The organism is Pseudomonas sp. C27(2019), from assembly GCF_008807395.1.
GTDB lineage: Bacteria > Pseudomonadota > Gammaproteobacteria > Pseudomonadales > Pseudomonadaceae > Denitrificimonas.
Window position 1 is genome coordinate 1,710,152 of the sequence record NZ_CP043320.1, and the last position, 17,993, is coordinate 1,728,144.

The 17,993-nt window shown below is 50.6% G+C and carries 15 protein-coding genes; 3 read left to right on the forward strand and 12 right to left on the reverse strand.

Translation table 11 applies throughout. The annotated features are described in order from the left end of the window. Entirely contained in the window at positions 1 to 1,293 is a 1,293-nt protein-coding gene (phoR, locus tag FXF61_RS07765; protein ID WP_151184734.1) for a phosphate regulon sensor histidine kinase PhoR, read from the forward strand. A 39-nt stretch (positions 1,294 to 1,332) separates the two neighbouring features. Here phoR and phoU read toward each other — a convergent pair whose 3' ends face one another. The 5 genes from phoU to FXF61_RS07790 all read right to left on the reverse strand — a co-directional run bounded on the left by phoU (position 1,333) and on the right by FXF61_RS07790 (position 8,357). Next, the gene (phoU, locus tag FXF61_RS07770; RefSeq protein WP_151184735.1) at positions 1,333 to 2,079 is read right to left on the reverse strand and encodes a phosphate signaling complex protein PhoU; all 747 of its coding nucleotides are present in this window, start codon (positions 2,077 to 2,079) and stop codon (positions 1,333 to 1,335) included. 189 nt (positions 2,080 to 2,268) lie between these two features. Next, the gene (gene pstB, locus FXF61_RS07775) at positions 2,269 to 3,102 is read right to left on the reverse strand and encodes a phosphate ABC transporter ATP-binding protein PstB (RefSeq protein WP_151184736.1); all 834 of its coding nucleotides are present in this window, start codon (positions 3,100 to 3,102) and stop codon (positions 2,269 to 2,271) included. A gap of 134 nt (positions 3,103 to 3,236) precedes the next feature. Beyond that, entirely contained in the window at positions 3,237 to 4,913 is a 1,677-nt protein-coding gene (gene pstA, locus FXF61_RS07780) for a phosphate ABC transporter permease PstA (RefSeq protein WP_151184737.1), read from the reverse strand. 77 nt (positions 4,914 to 4,990) lie between these two features. Continuing rightward, a complete protein-coding gene (locus tag FXF61_RS07785; RefSeq protein ID WP_151184738.1) occupies positions 4,991 to 7,267 on the reverse strand; it encodes an ABC transporter permease subunit in 2,277 nt (758 codons plus the stop codon). A 115-nt stretch (positions 7,268 to 7,382) separates the two neighbouring features. Continuing rightward, on the reverse strand, positions 7,383 to 8,357 hold the full coding sequence (locus FXF61_RS07790; protein WP_371921486.1) for a PstS family phosphate ABC transporter substrate-binding protein: 975 nt from the start codon (positions 8,355 to 8,357) through the stop codon (positions 7,383 to 7,385). Positions 8,358 to 8,590: 233 nt separating this feature from the next. On the opposite strand from FXF61_RS07790, the gene FXF61_RS07795 reads away from it, so the two are divergent. Beyond that, the gene (locus FXF61_RS07795) at positions 8,591 to 9,217 is read left to right on the forward strand and encodes a DUF5610 domain-containing protein (protein WP_151184739.1); all 627 of its coding nucleotides are present in this window, start codon (positions 8,591 to 8,593) and stop codon (positions 9,215 to 9,217) included. 64 nt (positions 9,218 to 9,281) lie between these two features. Here FXF61_RS07795 and FXF61_RS07800 read toward each other — a convergent pair whose 3' ends face one another. Next, on the reverse strand, positions 9,282 to 11,153 hold the full coding sequence (locus tag FXF61_RS07800) for a sodium:proton antiporter (RefSeq protein ID WP_151184740.1): 1,872 nt from the start codon (positions 11,151 to 11,153) through the stop codon (positions 9,282 to 9,284). 356 nt (positions 11,154 to 11,509) lie between these two features. On the opposite strand from FXF61_RS07800, the gene FXF61_RS07805 reads away from it, so the two are divergent. Further along, positions 11,510 to 11,929: a hypothetical protein gene (locus tag FXF61_RS07805; protein WP_151184741.1), complete on the forward strand. Its 420-nt coding sequence runs from the start codon at positions 11,510 to 11,512 to the stop codon at positions 11,927 to 11,929. Between the two features lie 245 nt (positions 11,930 to 12,174). Here FXF61_RS07805 and FXF61_RS07810 read toward each other — a convergent pair whose 3' ends face one another. The 6 genes from FXF61_RS07810 to FXF61_RS07835 are packed head-to-tail and all read right to left on the reverse strand — an operon-like array spanning position 12,175 to position 17,987. Continuing rightward, complete coding sequence (locus FXF61_RS07810; protein WP_218571787.1) at positions 12,175 to 12,960, reverse strand: SDR family oxidoreductase; 786 nt, start codon at positions 12,958 to 12,960, stop codon at positions 12,175 to 12,177. Further along, entirely contained in the window at positions 12,957 to 13,946 is a 990-nt protein-coding gene (locus FXF61_RS07815; RefSeq protein ID WP_151184742.1) for an ABC transporter substrate-binding protein, read from the reverse strand. The genes FXF61_RS07810 and FXF61_RS07815 overlap by 4 nt, the downstream gene beginning before the upstream one ends. Beyond that, entirely contained in the window at positions 13,936 to 14,700 is a 765-nt protein-coding gene (locus FXF61_RS07820) for an ABC transporter permease (protein ID WP_151184743.1), read from the reverse strand. The genes FXF61_RS07815 and FXF61_RS07820 overlap by 11 nt, the downstream gene beginning before the upstream one ends. Beyond that, complete coding sequence (locus tag FXF61_RS07825) at positions 14,697 to 15,446, reverse strand: ABC transporter ATP-binding protein (protein WP_151184744.1); 750 nt, start codon at positions 15,444 to 15,446, stop codon at positions 14,697 to 14,699. The genes FXF61_RS07820 and FXF61_RS07825 overlap by 4 nt, the downstream gene beginning before the upstream one ends. Positions 15,447 to 15,456: 10 nt before the next feature. Then, positions 15,457 to 16,908 carry an acyl-CoA reductase gene (locus tag FXF61_RS07830; RefSeq protein ID WP_151184745.1) on the reverse strand — a complete coding sequence of 484 codons (1,452 nt, stop codon included), beginning with the start codon at positions 16,906 to 16,908 and terminating at the stop codon, positions 15,457 to 15,459. Beyond that, positions 16,905 to 17,987 carry a long-chain fatty acid--CoA ligase gene (locus FXF61_RS07835; protein ID WP_151184746.1) on the reverse strand — a complete coding sequence of 361 codons (1,083 nt, stop codon included), beginning with the start codon at positions 17,985 to 17,987 and terminating at the stop codon, positions 16,905 to 16,907. The genes FXF61_RS07830 and FXF61_RS07835 overlap by 4 nt, the downstream gene beginning before the upstream one ends. Positions 17,988 to 17,993 lie beyond the last annotated feature (6 nt).

Consider the following 17,993-nt stretch of genomic DNA (forward strand, 5'->3'; position numbering starts at 1 on the left):
ATGAAGCGCTTATTACGCAAAGAGTTACTGCGCCTCATTGTTTTTACTGTGCTCGGCGCGCTGCTTGGCTCTTTCTGGAATCAGTCTGCACTGGGCGCAGCCGCTGTTTTAGCGCTGCTACTTGGCCAACACCTCTGGCAATTACAACGCTTAGCACGCTGGCTGCAACAGCCCAATGACGTGCCACCTGAAGCAAACACACTGTGGGGCGAAGTATTTGATGGCATTTACCATTATCAACGCCGTCAAAAAGCCGATCAACAACAGCTCTCACAACTGCTCGAGCGCATTCAAGACTCCAGCCAAGCACTGCGCGATGGCGTGGTGATGATTGATCACAACGGTGATTTAGAGTGGTGGAATCATGCCGCGGAAAAAATGCTGGGCTTATCTGCTGCCAGCGATCGCGGCCAGCCGATTACCTACCTGCTGCGCCACCCGCAATTTGTTGACTACTACGAAAGTCAGCAGTACCTCGAACCGCTGGTCTTGCCTTCACATATCACTGAAGAGCACCTGCTTGAGTATCAAATCACCCTGTTCGGTAAAAACGAGCGCCTGCTGCTGGTGCGTGACTGCACCAAAATGCAACGTTTAGAGCGTATGCGCCAAGACTTTGTGGCCAATGTTTCGCACGAGCTGCGCACGCCTTTGACTGTGCTATCAGGCTACTTAGAAACCTTCAGTGATCATGCCGAACAATTACCCAGCCACTGGCAGCGCGGCTTAACTTTAATGAGCGAGCAATCTGCGCGTATGGAGCACTTGGTAAGCGAGCTGCTCACCCTCTCGCGTTTAGAAACCAGTGAATTTAAAGTTGAAGCGGCGCCAATCAACGTCGCTGAGCTATTAGCCGCTATTCGTCTGGATGCACTGGCGTTATCAGAACACCATCAGATTATTTTAGATACCGACGAGCAACTGTATGTACGCGGCTGCGTGAATGAGGTGCGCAGTGCCTTTTCCAATCTAGTGTTTAACGCAGTGCAGTACACGCCGCCGGGCAGTACGATTGAGCTGCACTGGTATCACAATCAGGATGGCGCTTACCTTGAGGTTAAAGATAATGGCCCAGGAATTGACAGCCAACACCTCAAGTTTCTCACGCAGCGCTTTTACCGTGTGGATGATAGCCGTTCCAGCCAAACTGGCGGCACCGGATTGGGCTTAGCCATCGTCAAACATGTGATGCTACGCCACCAAGGCCGTTTGCATATCAGCAGCAGTGCGCGTGGCAGCTGTTTCACCTGTTATTTTCCGCTGGCGCAAACCTTACAACGTAACGCAGCATAAGCCGCCTGTTCGTCTAAGCGGCTTAGAACCAAACCCCATTTACTCTGCAGGCTGAACAGTTTGTCTACGCTGCGCAATAGCCGCTTCGATTTGCTCGATCTCGGCATAGCGCACGTCATGACCCTCAACCAAATAAATCACATATTCCGCTAGATTACTGGCGTGGTCACCCACCCGCTCCAAGGAGCGCAACGCCCACATAATGTTCATCACTTGTGAAATGGCACGCGGATCTTCCATCATAAAAGTGATCAGCGCACGCGTGGCTGAGCGGTACTCTAAATCAACATTTTCATCTTCGCGCAACACTGCCAGTGCCTGTGTGCTATCAAAGCGAGCAAAGGCATTCAGGGCATCTTGCACCATCTGGCGCACATGGTTACCTAAGTGACGCACCTCAATATAACCACGCGGTGATGCGCCCTCTTCTGCCAGTTTCAACGTGGCACGTGCGACTTTACTGGCCTCATCACCGATGCGCTCCAAATCTGCAGTGGCACGAATCACCGCCAACACCAAGCGTAAATCTGAAGCAGCCGGCTGGCGGCGCGCTAGGATTTGTGTGCAATATTCATCAATTTCTAATTGCAGTAAATTGACCTGATGGTCTTTGACGCGCACTTGCGTGGCTAAGGCCGTGTCGCCATCGAGCAGCGACTGCACCGCATCTTTGACTTGCTGCTCAACCATGCCGCCCATTTCCAGTAATTGGCTACGGATTTCTTCAAGCTCATCATTAAATTTCTGCGAAATATGTGTGCTGTGGCTTTCTTGATTAATTTTCATATCACCTGCCCATCTATGGATGTGTAGGAGCGGGACACGCCCGCAGCTTTTATTTTAGACACTTGTTTTTACAGCTTAATTACGATTGATGCGTAAATATGCTCTGTAGGTCGATCTTTTAAGATCAACAATGCTGCCTTGCACGCCGATCAATATCCCCCAGCAGGGGCGACCTATAGCTTGCTAGCACTAGCCATAGCGCCCGGTAATGTAGTCTTCGGTTTGCTTGCTGGCGGGATTGGTGAACAGCGTATCGGTGCTATCAAACTCCAGCAGTTGGCCCAAATACATAAACGCAGTGTAGTCAGACACCCGTGCCGCTTGCTGCATATTGTGAGTGACAATGACAATGGTAAAACGGTCTTTAAGATCGTTAATCAACTCTTCGATTTTCAAAGTGGATATTGGGTCCAGCGCCGAGGCTGGCTCATCCAGCAGCAATACTTCAGGTTTGACCGCAATGGTGCGGGCAATCACCAAACGCTGCTGCTGACCACCGGACATACCCAAGGCTGATTCATGCAAACGGTCTTTAGTTTCATCCCACAAAGCCGCAGAGCGCAGCGCCCACTCCACAGTTTCATCGAGCAAACGCTTATTTTTAATGCCTTGGATACGCAAACCGTAGGCGACGTTTTCATAAATCGTTTTGGGGAATGGGTTGGGCTTTTGAAACACCATGCCAACGCGGCGGCGCAAGTCGGCCACATCCACACCTTTGTCGTAAATATCATGGCCATCAATGGTCACTTTGCCTTCAATGCGCACGCCATCAACCAAATCATTCATACGATTAAAGGAGCGCAGTAAGGTCGATTTACCACAGCCCGACGGGCCAATAAAGGCAGTAATGCGCTTTTTTGGGATTTGCATGCTGATGCCTTTCAGCGCCTCGGTTGCGCCGTAGTAAAGGTGCATGTCTTTCACCTCAATACAGGGCGTTTCATCGGCCAAGCTTAATTGTTGCACCGGTCGTCCCAGCGCGCTGAATTTCATCGCATGTGTCGCTGCTATTGAAGTCATGATTGCTGCCTTTTAATAAAACGTTTTAAAATCGAAAGAAATCATCAATTACCTAAGCTCAGAATCAAGCTCTGAATACTATTGGCGAATACGTCAGAATCGGTTTAACAACGCTCTGACAACGCAGGTATTCCTTACATATCCAGTGCACGGTACTTCTCCCGCAGGCGGTTACGGATCGCAATAGCGGTCAGGTTAAGCACCGCAATCACCACCACCAACATCAACGCGGTGGCATACACCAGCGGACGCGCCGCTTCGACGTTAGGGCTTTGAAAACCCACATCATAAATATGAAAGCCCAAGTGCATAAATTTGCGCTCCAAGTGCAAGAACGGCGCATTCATATCCAGCGGTAAATTTGGCGCCAGCTTAACCACACCCACCAACATCAGCGGCGCAACTTCTCCAGCGGCGCGCGCCACGGCAAGAATTACACCGGTCATCATCGCCGGGCTGGCCATGGGAATCACCACGCGCATCAGCGTCTCAAACTTAGTCGCGCCCAGCGCCAGCGAGCCTTCACGTACCGAGCGTGGAATCCGTGACAAGCCCTCTTCGGTAGCAACAATTACCACCGGCAAGGTCAATAACGCCAAGGTTAGCGAGGCCCAGAGTAAGCCCGGCGTACCAAAGGTCGGCGCAGGCAAGGCAGGCGCATAAAACAGCTCATCTAAATTGCCACCAATAAAGTAGACAAAAAAGCCGAGGCCAAACACACCGTAAACAATGGATGGCACGCCAGCGAGGTTGTTCACCGCAATACGAATAGTGCGGGTGACAAAGCCTTGGCTGGCGTACTCACGCAAATACACCGCCGCCACCACGCCAAATGGAGTGACGATCAGTGACATAATCATCACCATCAAGACGGTGCCGAAAATTGCTGGAAAAATACCACCCTCGGTATTGGCCTCACGCGGATCATCTGAGACAAACTCAACCAGTTTCATCACGTAGTGCTGGATTTTCTGCCATAAGCTCAGCGCGTTCGGCTGATACAGGCGCACGATCTCGCTGAAATTCACCTCTTTTTGCTGACCATCAGCGCTGACAATCAGCACAGCGTCGCGCTGAAAAGGTGTGTACAGCGCCATTAATTCTTTTTCTAAACCGGCATACTCAGCTTGTAAAGCGGCCTTTTCAGCCTGCAACTCAGCCAGATTCTGCGGCGTGTCTAATCCTTTCAGCTCTAGGCTGCGCTCTTCAATACGCAGCTTCTCCAGCGCATAGTTGACCGAAGCAATATCACCGCCTTCTAGATTTTGAATATGCTTGTAAATGGCCGTGGCGCGCTCGGTGCGTGTCTTAACCTCGTCCCAAAGTGTGTTTTCAGTGGGCTCTTGCTGGGCAATCAGCTCGCCGTTTTCTTTAACGCCTACAATATAGCCGTAGAAATTACCCCACTCACGGCGCTCAATGGTCACCGCGTTTTCAGGGTAGCTTAACTCACTGAGCTGACGCTCCAACACCCAGCGAAAATCCGAACCATACAGATCGCGGTTACCCACCTTAATCAGTTGGCGGTCAAGAATTTCAATCCCTTCAGGCACCTCTAAGCCTGAGTTGCGAATCTGCTCGGCGGTGACTTGCTCGCGCTGTACGCGCTCACCCAGCACGGCCATCTGCGCGCCTTGGTTATCGCTGAATTGGTACTCTTGCAAGCTGGCCGGCCAAAAATGCACCAAGCCACGTGAGGCAATCACTCCAAGCAAACCCAATACCAGCACCACACTGATCGCAACAGCACCTGCATTGAGCCACACCCAAGGACTACCACTGGCAAACCATTTTCTTAGTGAAACGCGCATCGCCTAAGCTCCTAAAGCTGTATCACTTTTGTATTCAAAATGCTGTATTGAAAAATACTGCATGCAAAGATGCCGAATTAAAGCGTGCTGTATTTTTTACGCAGTCGTTGTCGCACCAAATCCGCCAAGGTGTTGACCACGAAGGTAAATAAGAACAGCACCAAGGCTGCCAGGAATAAAATACGGTAATGGCTGCTACCCAGCGCTGACTCGCCCATTTCCACGGCAATATTGGCCGCCAGCGTGCGCATGCCTTCGAAAATATTGGCGTTCATGATTGGCGTATTACCAGTGGCCATCAAAACAATCATGGTCTCGCCCACAGCGCGCCCCATACCGATCATCACCGCAGAGAAAATACCGGGGCTGGCCGTTGGCAGTACCACTTTCACCAAGGTTTGCCAAGGCGTCGCGCCCAGGGCTAACGAGCCATGACTCAATGATTTTGGCACACCAAATAAAGCATCTTCAGCAATCGAATAAATCGTTGGAATCACCGCAAAACCCATGGCAAAGCCCACCACCATGGCATTACGCTGATCAAAATTAATCCCTAGATCATTACTGAGCCAGTTGCGCATATCCCCTTGGAAAAATAACAACTCCATCGGCTGGCTTAAGCTGAACGACACCCAGGACAAGAAAATAACCAGCGGGATTAAGATCACCACGTGCCAGCCTTCGGGGATGAAGTCGCGGACAGGTCTTGGCAGCTGCGCCCAAGCAAAAGCAAAGGTGATAATACCCAGCGGCAAAATCAGCAGTACCGCAAATACCCCAGGTAAATGGGATTCCATAAAGGGTGCCAAGAACAAACCGGCAAAGAAGCCCAAAATAACGGTTGGCAGCGCTTCCATCAGCTCAATCACTGGCTTGATTTTGCGACGCACGGCTGGGGCCATAAAATAGGCGGTGTACATCGCGCCACACACAGCCAACGGCACTGACAGCAACATGGCATAAAATGCGGCTTTGAGTGTGCCAAAGGCCAGCGGTGTCAGGCTGAACTTGGGTTCAAACTCATTGGACGCAGAAGATGACTGCCAAGTGTATTGCGGCTCGCTATAGCCTTCGTACCAAACCTTGCCCCACAGTGACTTCATGGAAGTTTCTGGGTGTGGATTGTCGATGGCATAGCGCTGAAAAACACCCTGCGCATCCTGCACTAACAACATCGAGGCGCGTGGCGCTAATGTGGCAAGCAGTGGCTCATTGTTTAACAGCGGCTGATCAATTGCAGTTTTTTCTGCGGTGGTATTAAAGATGCCCACACGGCCAGTGTTATCAATCGCCACAAAACCTTTGCGACGCTGCTCGGCCTCAAGAATTTTAATCGGTGCATCACCCAACTTTAAGGTGCGTATCTTGGTCAGTTGCTGTTCATTGTGCTCATCACGCACCATAAAGAACTGAGTGATGCGCCCTTGCGAATCACCGACTAACAACGACTGCTGCGCCAGCTGAAACACCATTTGCGTCACACGCTGCCCAGGCTCAACCAAAGCCAGGGTGTGCATCAACTGGATATTGCTTAAGCTGCGGCTGTCATACACATCCAAGCGGCCACTGGCGCGCAAGGCAAAGGTGTAGTGGTGATCGGGAGCAATCAGTAAACGCTCATAGAGGGTGTTACTGGGGAAGCTAATCGGCTCTAGACTTTCCTGGACCTCTCCAGTAATAAAATTCGTTTTCTTCCGCAATAAGGTCATCGCCACTTGGCCATCATCGACCAGTGCCGCGAGTAATTTACCGTCGGGAGATTCTTGCTCAGTGATGTAGTTGAGCGCACGTTGCTGAGGATCAAGCTGGATCGCCTTGCCGCTAAACAACTGAGTAACGCTAGGCTCAACCCCTAAACGCTGGCCTTTCTCATCAAACTTCACTTTAAAGGTGGTGCTGGCAGCAATCGCGGTGCCGTTGCTTAAACCCAAGAGCAGCGTGTCGTTGCCTGGAGTTTTAACTTTAAAGCTGCTGATCTGCGCATCACCGAGCGGCAACTGCTGTTCTGACAAAGACTCGCCATTTTGCGCATCAACAAACAGCAGCTGGCCACTGTCGGTCAGTAAGGCGGCAATTTCATTTTGCTCTTCAGTGAACATGGTCAGTATATTGCTGGAGCGCGCAGCCTCATGCAGCTCAAAGCTGCTGTCGTGCTTAATAGTGGCGCTTTTAAACAGCGGCATCACTTCATACAACAGATAAAAGAAAATCAGTGTAATGGCAACAATCACACTCCAACCGCCCACAGCAATCGCACGCCGCGCCGCAGTATCCTTCAGCGCACGAAATTTACGCCGTGTACGCATGCGCGGGCTGTTCAGTTCCTGCTCTAATTGCGACGATATATCCTGCATAGCCTGACCCTTGCAATAAACAATGCCAACACTTTAAGTCTTTTGTATGACAGTTAAATGACAAATCAGAAAAGGGAGCCAAAGCTCCCTTTTCTACAACCCAGCAATCGCTCTTTTAGAGATCAAGGTCTTTATACAAACGCTCAACCACGCCCGCTGGCAATGGCACATAGCCGTCGCGATTCACCACTTCCTGGCCTTGCTTGGATAACATCAGCTTTACAAACTCACGATCCAACGGCGTCAAGGCTTGATTAGGACGCTTATTCACATACACATATAAGTAGCGTGACAGCGGGAAGTCACCCGAAGCGGCTTGCTCAGGTGTCGATTCGATATAGGGTCCACCCTCTTTCGCAGCCAAGGGCACTGCGCGTACCGATGAGGTGCGGTAGCCAATCCCTGAGTAACCAATGGCATTTAACGACGATGAAACAGACTGCACCACCGAGGCCGAGCCAGGCTGCTCATTGACACTGTTTTTAAAGTCGCCTTTGCACAGGGCGTTGTCTTTAAAGTAGCCGTAGGTGCCAGATACCGAGTTACGGCCATAGAGCTGAATCGGCCGATCGGTCCACGCATCACTTAACCCCAACTCACCCCAGCGCGTCACGTCGGTTCCCGTACCGCAGCGGCGGGTAGACGAGAAAATAGCGTCCACCTGCTCAATAGTTAAGCCTTTAATCGGGTTATCTTTGTGCACATACACGGCCAACGCATCAATGGCGACAGGCACTGGCGTGGGGCGGTACCCGTGACGCGCTTCAAAGGCTTGAATTTCGCTGTCTTTCATCATCCGCGACATCGGCCCCATGTTCGCGGTGCCTTCAGCCAATGCCGGTGGCGCAGTAGAGGATCCCGCGGCTTGAATTTGGATATTCACATTCGGGTAGTTTTTCTTAAATTCTTGCCCCCATAAGGTCATCAGATTCGCCAGCGTATCTGAGCCAATACTGGTTAGATTCCCAGAAATACCACTGGCACGCTCATAGTCAGGCAGTTTTGCATCCACTGCAGCAGTAGCAGAAAACGTAGAAAAGGCTGTACATAGCGTCAGCGCCGTAGCAAGTGCTTTCATTTTCGCAGTCATATCTATCTCCGATTGATTCATCAAGCTGAACTGATGCTGTTGCACCAGCACGGAAGCCTGCGCCATCCGATGACTGCATACTAAGCGGCTTACATGACAGTTTAATGAAAACCCGATACGAGTGTGTTCATCTAGTGGCAAGTATTACTTTACTTTTACCAACACCTGCCGATATAGATTGTAATAAGCAATTCTTTATGCCAATGGATTGGATGGATATCAGGAGTCAAATCATGACAACACCCATCGTACCCACGCAGTCCGGCACTGCTAGTAATGTATCGAAAGCTGGCCCTCAGGCTACGCCGCAAAGTTCAGAGTTAGACGAAGCGCGTAAGGCAGCTGCGAGCAGTCCTGAAGGTCAACGTACTCAGCTTGGTGCAAAAATCTTACAGGCCTCGCTGGATGTTTCGATCAGCGCTGGTGATAACTCAATGGCGTTGCTGTACCGCACAGCCATCGACAATATCAACGAGCTACTGGCGCCAGAATTCGGCCCCAACGCCTTGCAAGCCGCAATGCACCAAGACAACAGTCCAGAGGCCACAGCCGATCGCATCCTCTCGCAGTCAACTGCTTTTTTTGACGCCTACGCACGTCAACACCCAAACAAAGACCCCGAAGAAACGGTGCGCGATTTTGTTAGCATCATCCGCGGCGGTTTTGAAAAAGGCTATGCCGAAGCGGCTGAAATTCTCACTGGCCTTGGTGTCATGGGTGAAGGCAGCCCCATCGCAGCTGAGATTGGCAAAACCTTTGAATTAGTACAGAAAGGCTACGACGACTTTTTGCAAAACAGATTGCAGGCCCTGCAGGAGCAAAAGCCAGATGAGCAAGCCCCTGACTCAACAACAGTCTGAACACCTGCTCTAAGCCGAGCGGACTAATATCTCGGGCAGCCTGTACTAGCGCTGCCCTATACGCTTATTGAACGCCACTGCTGCCGGATACATTGGCAGTGCTTTTTGCGTCGCTGCTTTTACTGTCTTTATCCTCTTCCGGCGCTTTGGGCGGTACCAAACTGATCAGCGCGCTCTCTTCATCTGGCTTGAGCGCTTCCATCGACCTGACCGGACTGATGTGGCCTTTGTTGTCCAATACAAACAATACCAACGCTTGATTGCGATGTCTGTCGAGAAAGTCCTGATAGCTGAATGCTTCACTAAGCTGCGTGGTTCTTATCGTATACCCTTGGCTGACCATACTGGCTAATTTGGCGTAACTGACACCATTAAACAGGCCTCGAGTGCGCTGTATTTTCTCAGCAGTCTGATGCCGTGCTTGCTGGTCTTGCTCACCTTCTGTGAGGCTGAACACATTGTCTTGCTCACCAAACCAGTCGAGGAAGTGATAGGTCGCCAGTGAGTTCATGCTTTTGTAGGGTGAAATAACCAGAAAGTTGCCAATCCCAGTTAGGTCAAGTTGATTGGCCGCATGCTCAGAGACTGGATTACCAAAGTAAACCTGCAGATTGTTCATCCGCGCTTGGCGAATGTTCTCCCAGTTGGTATCCGCCATCACCACCGGCACTTCATGTTTGTTCAGCTCAGCGGCAATCATACGCGCCACTGGATTGGCGCCCAGAATTAAAAAACCATACTCTGCCGCTTGCGCCACGCCCAGCATATTGGCCAACGGCCGCGCAGTCAGGCTTTGGATCATCACAGTGGCGATAATCAGCATAAACACCAAGGGCACTAAAGTCTCACCGCCTGGGAAACCATTGCTTTCCAACTGAAAAGCAAAGAGTGCAGAAACTGCCGCCGCAACAATACCGCGCGGTGCAATCCAGCTTAAAAACACCTTCTCACGCCAGTTTAGATTGGTACCAATGGCCGACAAAAAGATACTCAGCGGACGCGCCACCAGCATCAAAACAGCCAAGACCAGCGCCAATCCCCAGCCCAATTCGGCGATGGCTGAAAACTCGATACGCGCCGCCAATATAATAAACAAAGCAGAGATCAGCAGAACGCTCAAGGATTCCTTAAACTCCAGAAGCCCCTCAATAGGCACTTGCTTCATATTGGCCATCCAGATGCCCATGATGGTCACCGTTAACAAGCCAGACTCGTGGGCGATCTCATTCGACAGTGCATACACGCCCAGCATAAAAGTGAGCGTGCCAGCATTGTGCAAGTAGTGCGGTATCCAGTGTTTACGCAGCACCTGACCATTTAAATAGCCCGCAGCAACGCCCAGCACGCTGCCGACGACAAGGGTTGTGCTAAAAATATACATGGAATGGCTAAAGACATTACCTTGCCCCCACGAGACGATACCCTCGTACACCAACACCGCCAGCAACGCGCCGACCGGATCAATAATGATGCCTTCCCATTGCAGAATATTGGCCAGCTTAGAATTGGGGCGTACCGAGCGCAGCAACGGCGCGATCACTGTCGGGCCGGTCACCACAGAAATCGCACCAAACAACAGGGAAATCTGCCAAGAAATATCTAAAATCCAGTGCGCTGATAGGCTACCGATAATACCGGTCACGATTGAGCCCACTGGGATCAGATTACGCACCATGGCGCCGTGCCCACGGATTTCTGAAAAACGCAGGGTCAGGCTGCCTTCAAATAAAATCACCGCCACTGCTAGCGACACCATGGGAAACAATAAATCACCGAACACTTCTTCTGGGTTCAGGTAATTCAGAACTGGGCCGCAAGCAATACCAGCCGCTAACAAAAACACAATAGCGGGCATACGTACACGCCAAGCCAACCACTGACACGACAACGACAAGACGCCAATAGAGGCGAGCAACAAAACAGTGCTAACAGGCATAAACGATGATTTCCAAAAGTAAGTGTGGCGCACGCCGAACAAATTGACCTGCTCACCGTGAAACAATCCGTCAGTTAGCCAACCAACTCACTGTTTTTAGGCAGGTTTCATGACCCACAGCAGAACACGGCAGTGACTTACGTGAGTATACTGCCTCTTTAGCAAAACGCCTGTGTAGATTTCGCTAAAACATGCATACAACGCAGAGCCAGCAACATGGCGTTTATACTGCATAGCTGGTGCGCTGTTTTAAAGTGCATCGCCGCAACTTTGTAACGGTACGGCATAAGGCGCTAAGCATCCAGCCAATCTCTTGGTGTTTTAATCACTCAACTAAATATCAAACAAGGGACACTATGAAAGTAATCAATAGATTTGCAAAACTAGGCCTTATTCTAGGCATTACCGCAGCCTTAGTTGCCTGTGGCGACAACAGCGACAATGATGCGCCAGTCGCTACCAGCACCAGTACAAGCAGCGGTAGCTCTAGCGCCACCCCGTCTGATGAAGCTATGCGCGCTGCTGTAGATAAAAGCTTTAAAAAAGAGCTTGAACAAATGGCTTGGCTTGCCACGCTATCCGGTGCTGACACCCCTAGCGCAGAAATGATGCCTACACTCGACAGCATTGCTACTAAAGGCTGTGAAGCCTTTGATGAAAGCATTTATCGCTGCGCAGTTACAAGAACCATAAGCAGCGCGGGCAACACAGAAACAGACACACGCTTCTATTATTTCCACAAAAGCGAAACAGGTGACTGGATCTTTATCTACTAATTTAGACTGAGTCTTTCGCTCAGTGTCTGAGCACTAAAATAAAACACGCATGCCAAGCAAAACGTGCGTGCTATTGCGCCAGCTCAGCTACATCCAAATTCGGCAGGTTGCCAGTCATCGTGCACTCTAAATACAGACTGGCAACCGCCTATTGTGTTGCCAAACTGGTATCCGTTGCCACTGTGGCATCAACCAATGAATGTAAGTCGATTCACCCTACCCCCAGTAACTCCGCCCGAACGCACTCAGGTCATAACAAAACCACCATCGACATGGATGGTTTGTCCCGTCACAAAGTCAGCTAAGCTCGATGCTAGAAACAGCACAGGACCCACCACATCTTGCGGTTGCGCCAGCCGCCCCAGCGGGGTTTGCGCGATAATTAAGTCTTTAACGTCTTCTTTGGTGTGCTTGCTCGCATCGGTTGGAAACACCAAGCCTGGCGCCACACAATTGACCCGAATGCCTAAAGCACCCAACTCTGCGGCAAGATTGCGACTGTAACTGAGCAACGCGCCTTTTGCTGTGGTGTAGTCAAGGTAAGGAACAATGGGCCGAGCAATTAAATTGGTGACGATATTGACGATGCTGCCTGCGCTTTGTTGTTTCATCGCTGGCATCACTGCTTGAGTGACATAAAACGCTGAGCGTAAAGCACCATCGAGCTGTGCTTGGTAATCCTCCCACTGCAACTCCCAGGCGAGCGCACGCTGTTCAGGATTAAATGAATAGGCTTTAAAGGCGTTATTGACCACGATATCAATGCGCCCCAACTCCAACAGTATCTCGCCAATCATTCGATTAACGTCAGCTTGCTGGCTGACATCGGCTTTAATCGCCCAAGCATCACCGCCCAGCGATTGACACGCACTGACCACCGCATCAGCCGCCGTATCGTTTTGCAAATAATTAACAATGACAAAGGCGCCTTGCTTGGCAAAGCCTTTGGCTATTTCGGCACCAATACCACGGCTGGCGCCTGTGACGAGGGCAATTTTTCCAGTTAAATTCAATCCGACATCCCCGCTCACTTGGCTAGCACATGGTTTTGATTGACGGCTTGGCTCAGGTCGAGCTTTTGACTGATCAAGCCCAGCTCATAGTACATATCTGCAGCGCGTTGTAAGTTGTCTAAATCCAGCAAGCCCAGCTCGCTAACATCACCAGAAAGCGGCAAGCTCGATGCATTGCGCAGCTCTATGATGTTTAGATTATGCGCTTGGTCCTTACCATCAATGGCATGCTTAACAGCGCGTTGCGCCGCTTCCTCAGGGTTCGCCAGCATCCACTGCACGCTATCTTTATAGCCTGCTAAAAAGGCCAGCAGCTGATCTTTTTTCTGCGCATAGGTGGCTTCTGTCACAACAAAAACATCGCTGGAATAGTTGAAGTAATCTTTGACCTGCATCACATCCACTGCAGCCAGTCCCTTGCCTTTGCCGGTTGCCAGACCGGTATCGGTGGCCGCTGTGGCATCAACCAGACCCTGCATTAAAGGGCCAAAATTCAACACACCGGTTGCAATAATCTCAACATCAGCTTCGCTTAATCCCGCCTGCTTTAACAGCACCAGTAAATTCTGCCTTGTGCCACTGGATAGACTGTACACGCCAATTTTTTTGCCTTTTAGATCTTCAGGACGGCTGATATTGCTGTCTTTTAAAGCAACCACATTAAACACGTTGTGCGGGTAAATATCATATAAGGCAATCAGCTTTTCACCTTTATCCAAGGCGGCAAACAACGAGCCGGGATCAGTAAAAGCAATGTCGGCTTTACCCGAGGCAATATTTTTTATCGCATCACCGCCACCAGCACCGGGGATAAATTCAATGGCGATATTGTGCTTAGAAAAGAAATCTTTATCATCCACCAGTAAATTGATCTGCTCGGTGATTGGCTGGCTCCAGCTGGCCACGCGCAGCGTGCTGGTGTGACTGACTTCAGCTTCGCCGCAGGCAGTTAAAGCAACACTTAAAACAGCTAACAAAAACAGCGAAGCTAATTTACTCATCATCTTTTTCCCCGTGGTACAGGTATTTTTTTAATAATCGTTTTTCAACCAAATTGACCACGCCATACAGCAGCATGCCAAAAGCAGTCAGTAAAATTAACACAGCAAACATTAACGGCGTATCCATCATGCCTTGCGAGGCGATAATCAGTGCACCTAAGCCTTTATTCGCGCCGATAAACTCACCCACCACCGCACCGACTAAAGCTAAAATAACCGCCACCCGAAAGCCGCTCATAATGCCGGGAATGCCTTCGGGTATTTTTAAGTAAATCAGCGTCTGCCAGCGTGATGCTTGCAAGACTCTAAATAGATTTTGCTTGTCTTTGTTGGTCTGACGAATGGCGGTCATAGTGGCTTCAAGCAAAGGAAAAAAACAAATCAATGCGGTAATAATAATTTTAGAAGTCATGCCAAAGCCAAACCATAAAACGAACAATGGCGCTAATGCCAGCTTTGGCACCGCTTGGCTGGCAATGATATAAGGTGAAAGCACCCGCCCCAGCCACTGTATCTCTGCCATCAAAACACCCATAGCCACGCCAAAGATGCTGCCGATCAGCAAGCCGAACACGACTTCTAGCGCGGTTTGCACGATATGCGGGGTAAAGTAGCCGTTGCTCAATCCGTTCCACAACAGCGGGAAAACCACCGAGGGTGTCGGCAAGACCAACTCTGACATGCTGCTACCCAGCCACTGCCAAGCACAGATAAACAGCACGAACAGAGCGATTGAATACAGACGCAAAGGCTTCATGTACGCGTATTCCCTTCCAATGCGGTGCGAATCACCTGACTGAACTGATTAAACGCTGGGCTGTAGCGCATTTGCATGATGCGCGGCTGGGGCAGGTCGATGGATTGATCAGCAACTATTTGCCCTGCATCCATCACCGCCACGCGGTCTGATAAATACACCGCCTCGGCAATATCGTGGGTAATAAACAGCACCGTCATCTGATGATCAGCACACAAAGCCAATAAGTCATCCTGCAACTCTTCTCGGGTTAGCGCATCCAGCGCGGCAAACGGCTCGTCCATAAACAGAAATGGCGGGTTTTTAATGAGCGCGCGGGCAATCGCCACGCGACTTTGCTGACCACCGGATAATTGCTGTGGAAAGTGATCTTTACAGGCCTCAATTTTCATCAAGGTCAGCAAAGCAATGGCCCGTTGTTGCTCCTGCTGGGTGCTTTTACGCTTAATCTCTATGGGAAACAGCACATTTTCCAGTACCGTCTTCCACTCCAATAGCGTGGGTGTCTGAAAAACAAAGCCCGCATCGCTGATTGGCCCTGTCAGTGGCTGCCCATTGATTGATACCGCGCCTTGCTCAGGCAACAGCAAGCCCGACGCGACATTCAACAAAGAGGTTTTGCCGCAGCCACTGCGCCCAACCAAGCAATGGAACTCACCACGTTTAACCTCCCAACTGATATCCAGCAGCGTCGGCTTTTGCCCTGCATAGCTGTAGGTCACCTGCTTGATTTGTAAGCTCGCCATCTACCGTCTCTTAATTTCTGTAGGCTGAAAAGTTCTCAGCATGCAGCTCTGCGTCGGACTCAATATCAACCATGCGCACTAAGTCTAATAAGCTCGAAGTACCATCATGGTGCCAGCCAGCATCCGGCGAGGTCATGCTGCCAATCGATGTGATGCGCGTGACTCCGAGCTCAGCCAGCATTGACGACAGCTTAAACATGTCTTCCGGTGAGGCAGCAATGCCTGCTGTTTGTAAGTATTTGCGATAAGGGCTTAACACCGCGATCAGTTGCACAAAGTCATCCACGGCAATGATCCGCAATGTGCGGTTTAACGGGCTGGGGCTGAAGCTGTCTTGTAATTGCTCATAAACAACAGTCCAACACCCTGCGCCATGGCTTAATACCGTTTTATCGCTGCGGGCGAATAAGCTCACTTGTTCTTTTTGCTTCCAGGACTCAATACTGGCCTGCTCTGCAAGTGAAAGTGCTCTGCGTGGATAGCGCTTTTCCAGCGTATCCAACTCACGGGCAACATATTCACTAAAATCTTGCGCGGATACCTTGCCGCCGCGCTGAACAAATAAAACGTGCGGTGAATAGCAGCCCTGCTGATCATAATTGACCACATCAAAAGCGGCGCGATACGCCGTTTCTTTAGCATTATTCGCATTTAAGCTTGCGCTCGCGATCAGGCCAAAGGCCATTTTGTGCCCATAGGGCAAGAAACGTGTGGTGACTGGCACGCGCGATTGCATGGCAGAGAGTGACGCATTGCCGCCATAGGCCAGCACCACATCAGAGGCGTCGAACAGTTGCCGCTCTTTTTCCTCATCACCACCGCGCCACCAGAGCACTGCAACACAGTCTTTAAGCCGTGGCTCAACCTCAGCCAGAATCTGCGCGACCCAGCCGGCAAATAACGGCTCAGCGCTGGACACCTTGCCAATCGAACCACCTTTGACCAGCAAGCTGGCAACCAAGCTCCACAACGGTAGCCCAGGCACATTGCCAGCCCAAATATGGGTCATCAGCTGCGGGCCAATGGCTTTGACATAGCCGCCTTTGGCTCTGGGTTGAAACGCATCGAGCAGCAGCGGATTGCCAAAATCTTCGACCAGAAACTTGAATAATTGCGGCTTGCGAAATGTCTTTAAATACGCGGTTAAACCGAGGCGAATCATCTCGGCGTCAAAGCCGGTGACGATGGGCAATAACAGCTCAGCTTTTTGTCGATACGGATCGTCTCGATCCAATAGGCGCTGCACGACTGCATCAATCACTTCAACAATCTCAAGCGTAGTAAAGCGTGTTAACACGTCATCACGCGCGCTCTTCACGCTAGCGATCACTGTGCCAATTTGCTGCTCAGTTAAAGCAGGCACCTGCACATCTAAAACCCTGTCACCTGCGCTGAAGGTCAGCGTTTCATAGACAATCTCATCTGCGGCCAGCTGTGGAACAAAGCCCGCTCTTTCTATCATTGCCGCGTTCCTTGTACCGAGCTAATAAACTCATCCAGCGCCAGTGAGCAGCCCTTGGCTTCTGCGCCTTGCACGCGCCCCAAGAAGACAAAGCCGTTGTCTTTTTTAATACCCATATCTTCAGTCAAAATAGCCGCGACTGAGTTGTAGTTGGCCAAATCAACCTGCACCAGCACGCCCGCCTCGCCCTCCGGCATATCCTCGCCGGTGCTGGGGTGAACCACGCGTGTTTGAATCCAATGCGGCCCAGACGTCACTGCAGGAAGGCTTTGACTGCCATCGGTATACAGCTGGGTGCTTAACTCGGTCATACCAAACATATTGATGCAGTTTTGCCGCCCAACACCCAGGTAGTCATGCATTTTTTGATAAAAGGATTGCGCATCCAACTCAGCCGACTGATTTTTATAGCCGCCGGTATCCAGCAGCTTACTGCCCTTTGGAAGCACAAAAGTGCGCTCGAGTTTTTCCAACGCTTCAAATAAATGCACAAAACTAAAGGACGCACCTAGCAGCGCATAGGGCTTATCGCCCGCTTCGCGCAGTTCCAGCTCGGCAATCAGACGCTCGACCTGCAAGCCAGCCGCATCGATAAAGTAATCACTGCCCTGCCCGCCAAATTCATTAAAAATGAGCGATAAGTAATGCGCCAGCGATGAGTTGGGCAGCACTTGCGGTGTGGGAAATAAAATGCCCATGCTCAGCGCTGTATCTGTGCCCATAAAGCGCTGTTTAAAATAGCTCAGCGTCGACAGGTTATACACCTCTAAATCAGGGTGGTAATGCTTGCCGCGATTGCCCGAAGTGGTGCCACTGGTCATAAACACGGCAACCGCCTGCTCTGGATCACTGCAGCTTAAAGTCACCTGCTTAAAGGCATCAATAGGTACAGCCGGAATATCTTTCCAGTGTTTGACCAGCCGAGGCGTTTTGCCTTTGGCGCGGCAATAGGATTGGTAGGGTAAATTAAACTCAAACTGGTACCTGAAAAGCGCCAGCGCGTGCTCATTAAAGTCGGCAGCTGAACTGCTAGGCTGCTGCACAAATCGAAGTGTTCGCTCAATGATTTCGTGTTCCACTTACTC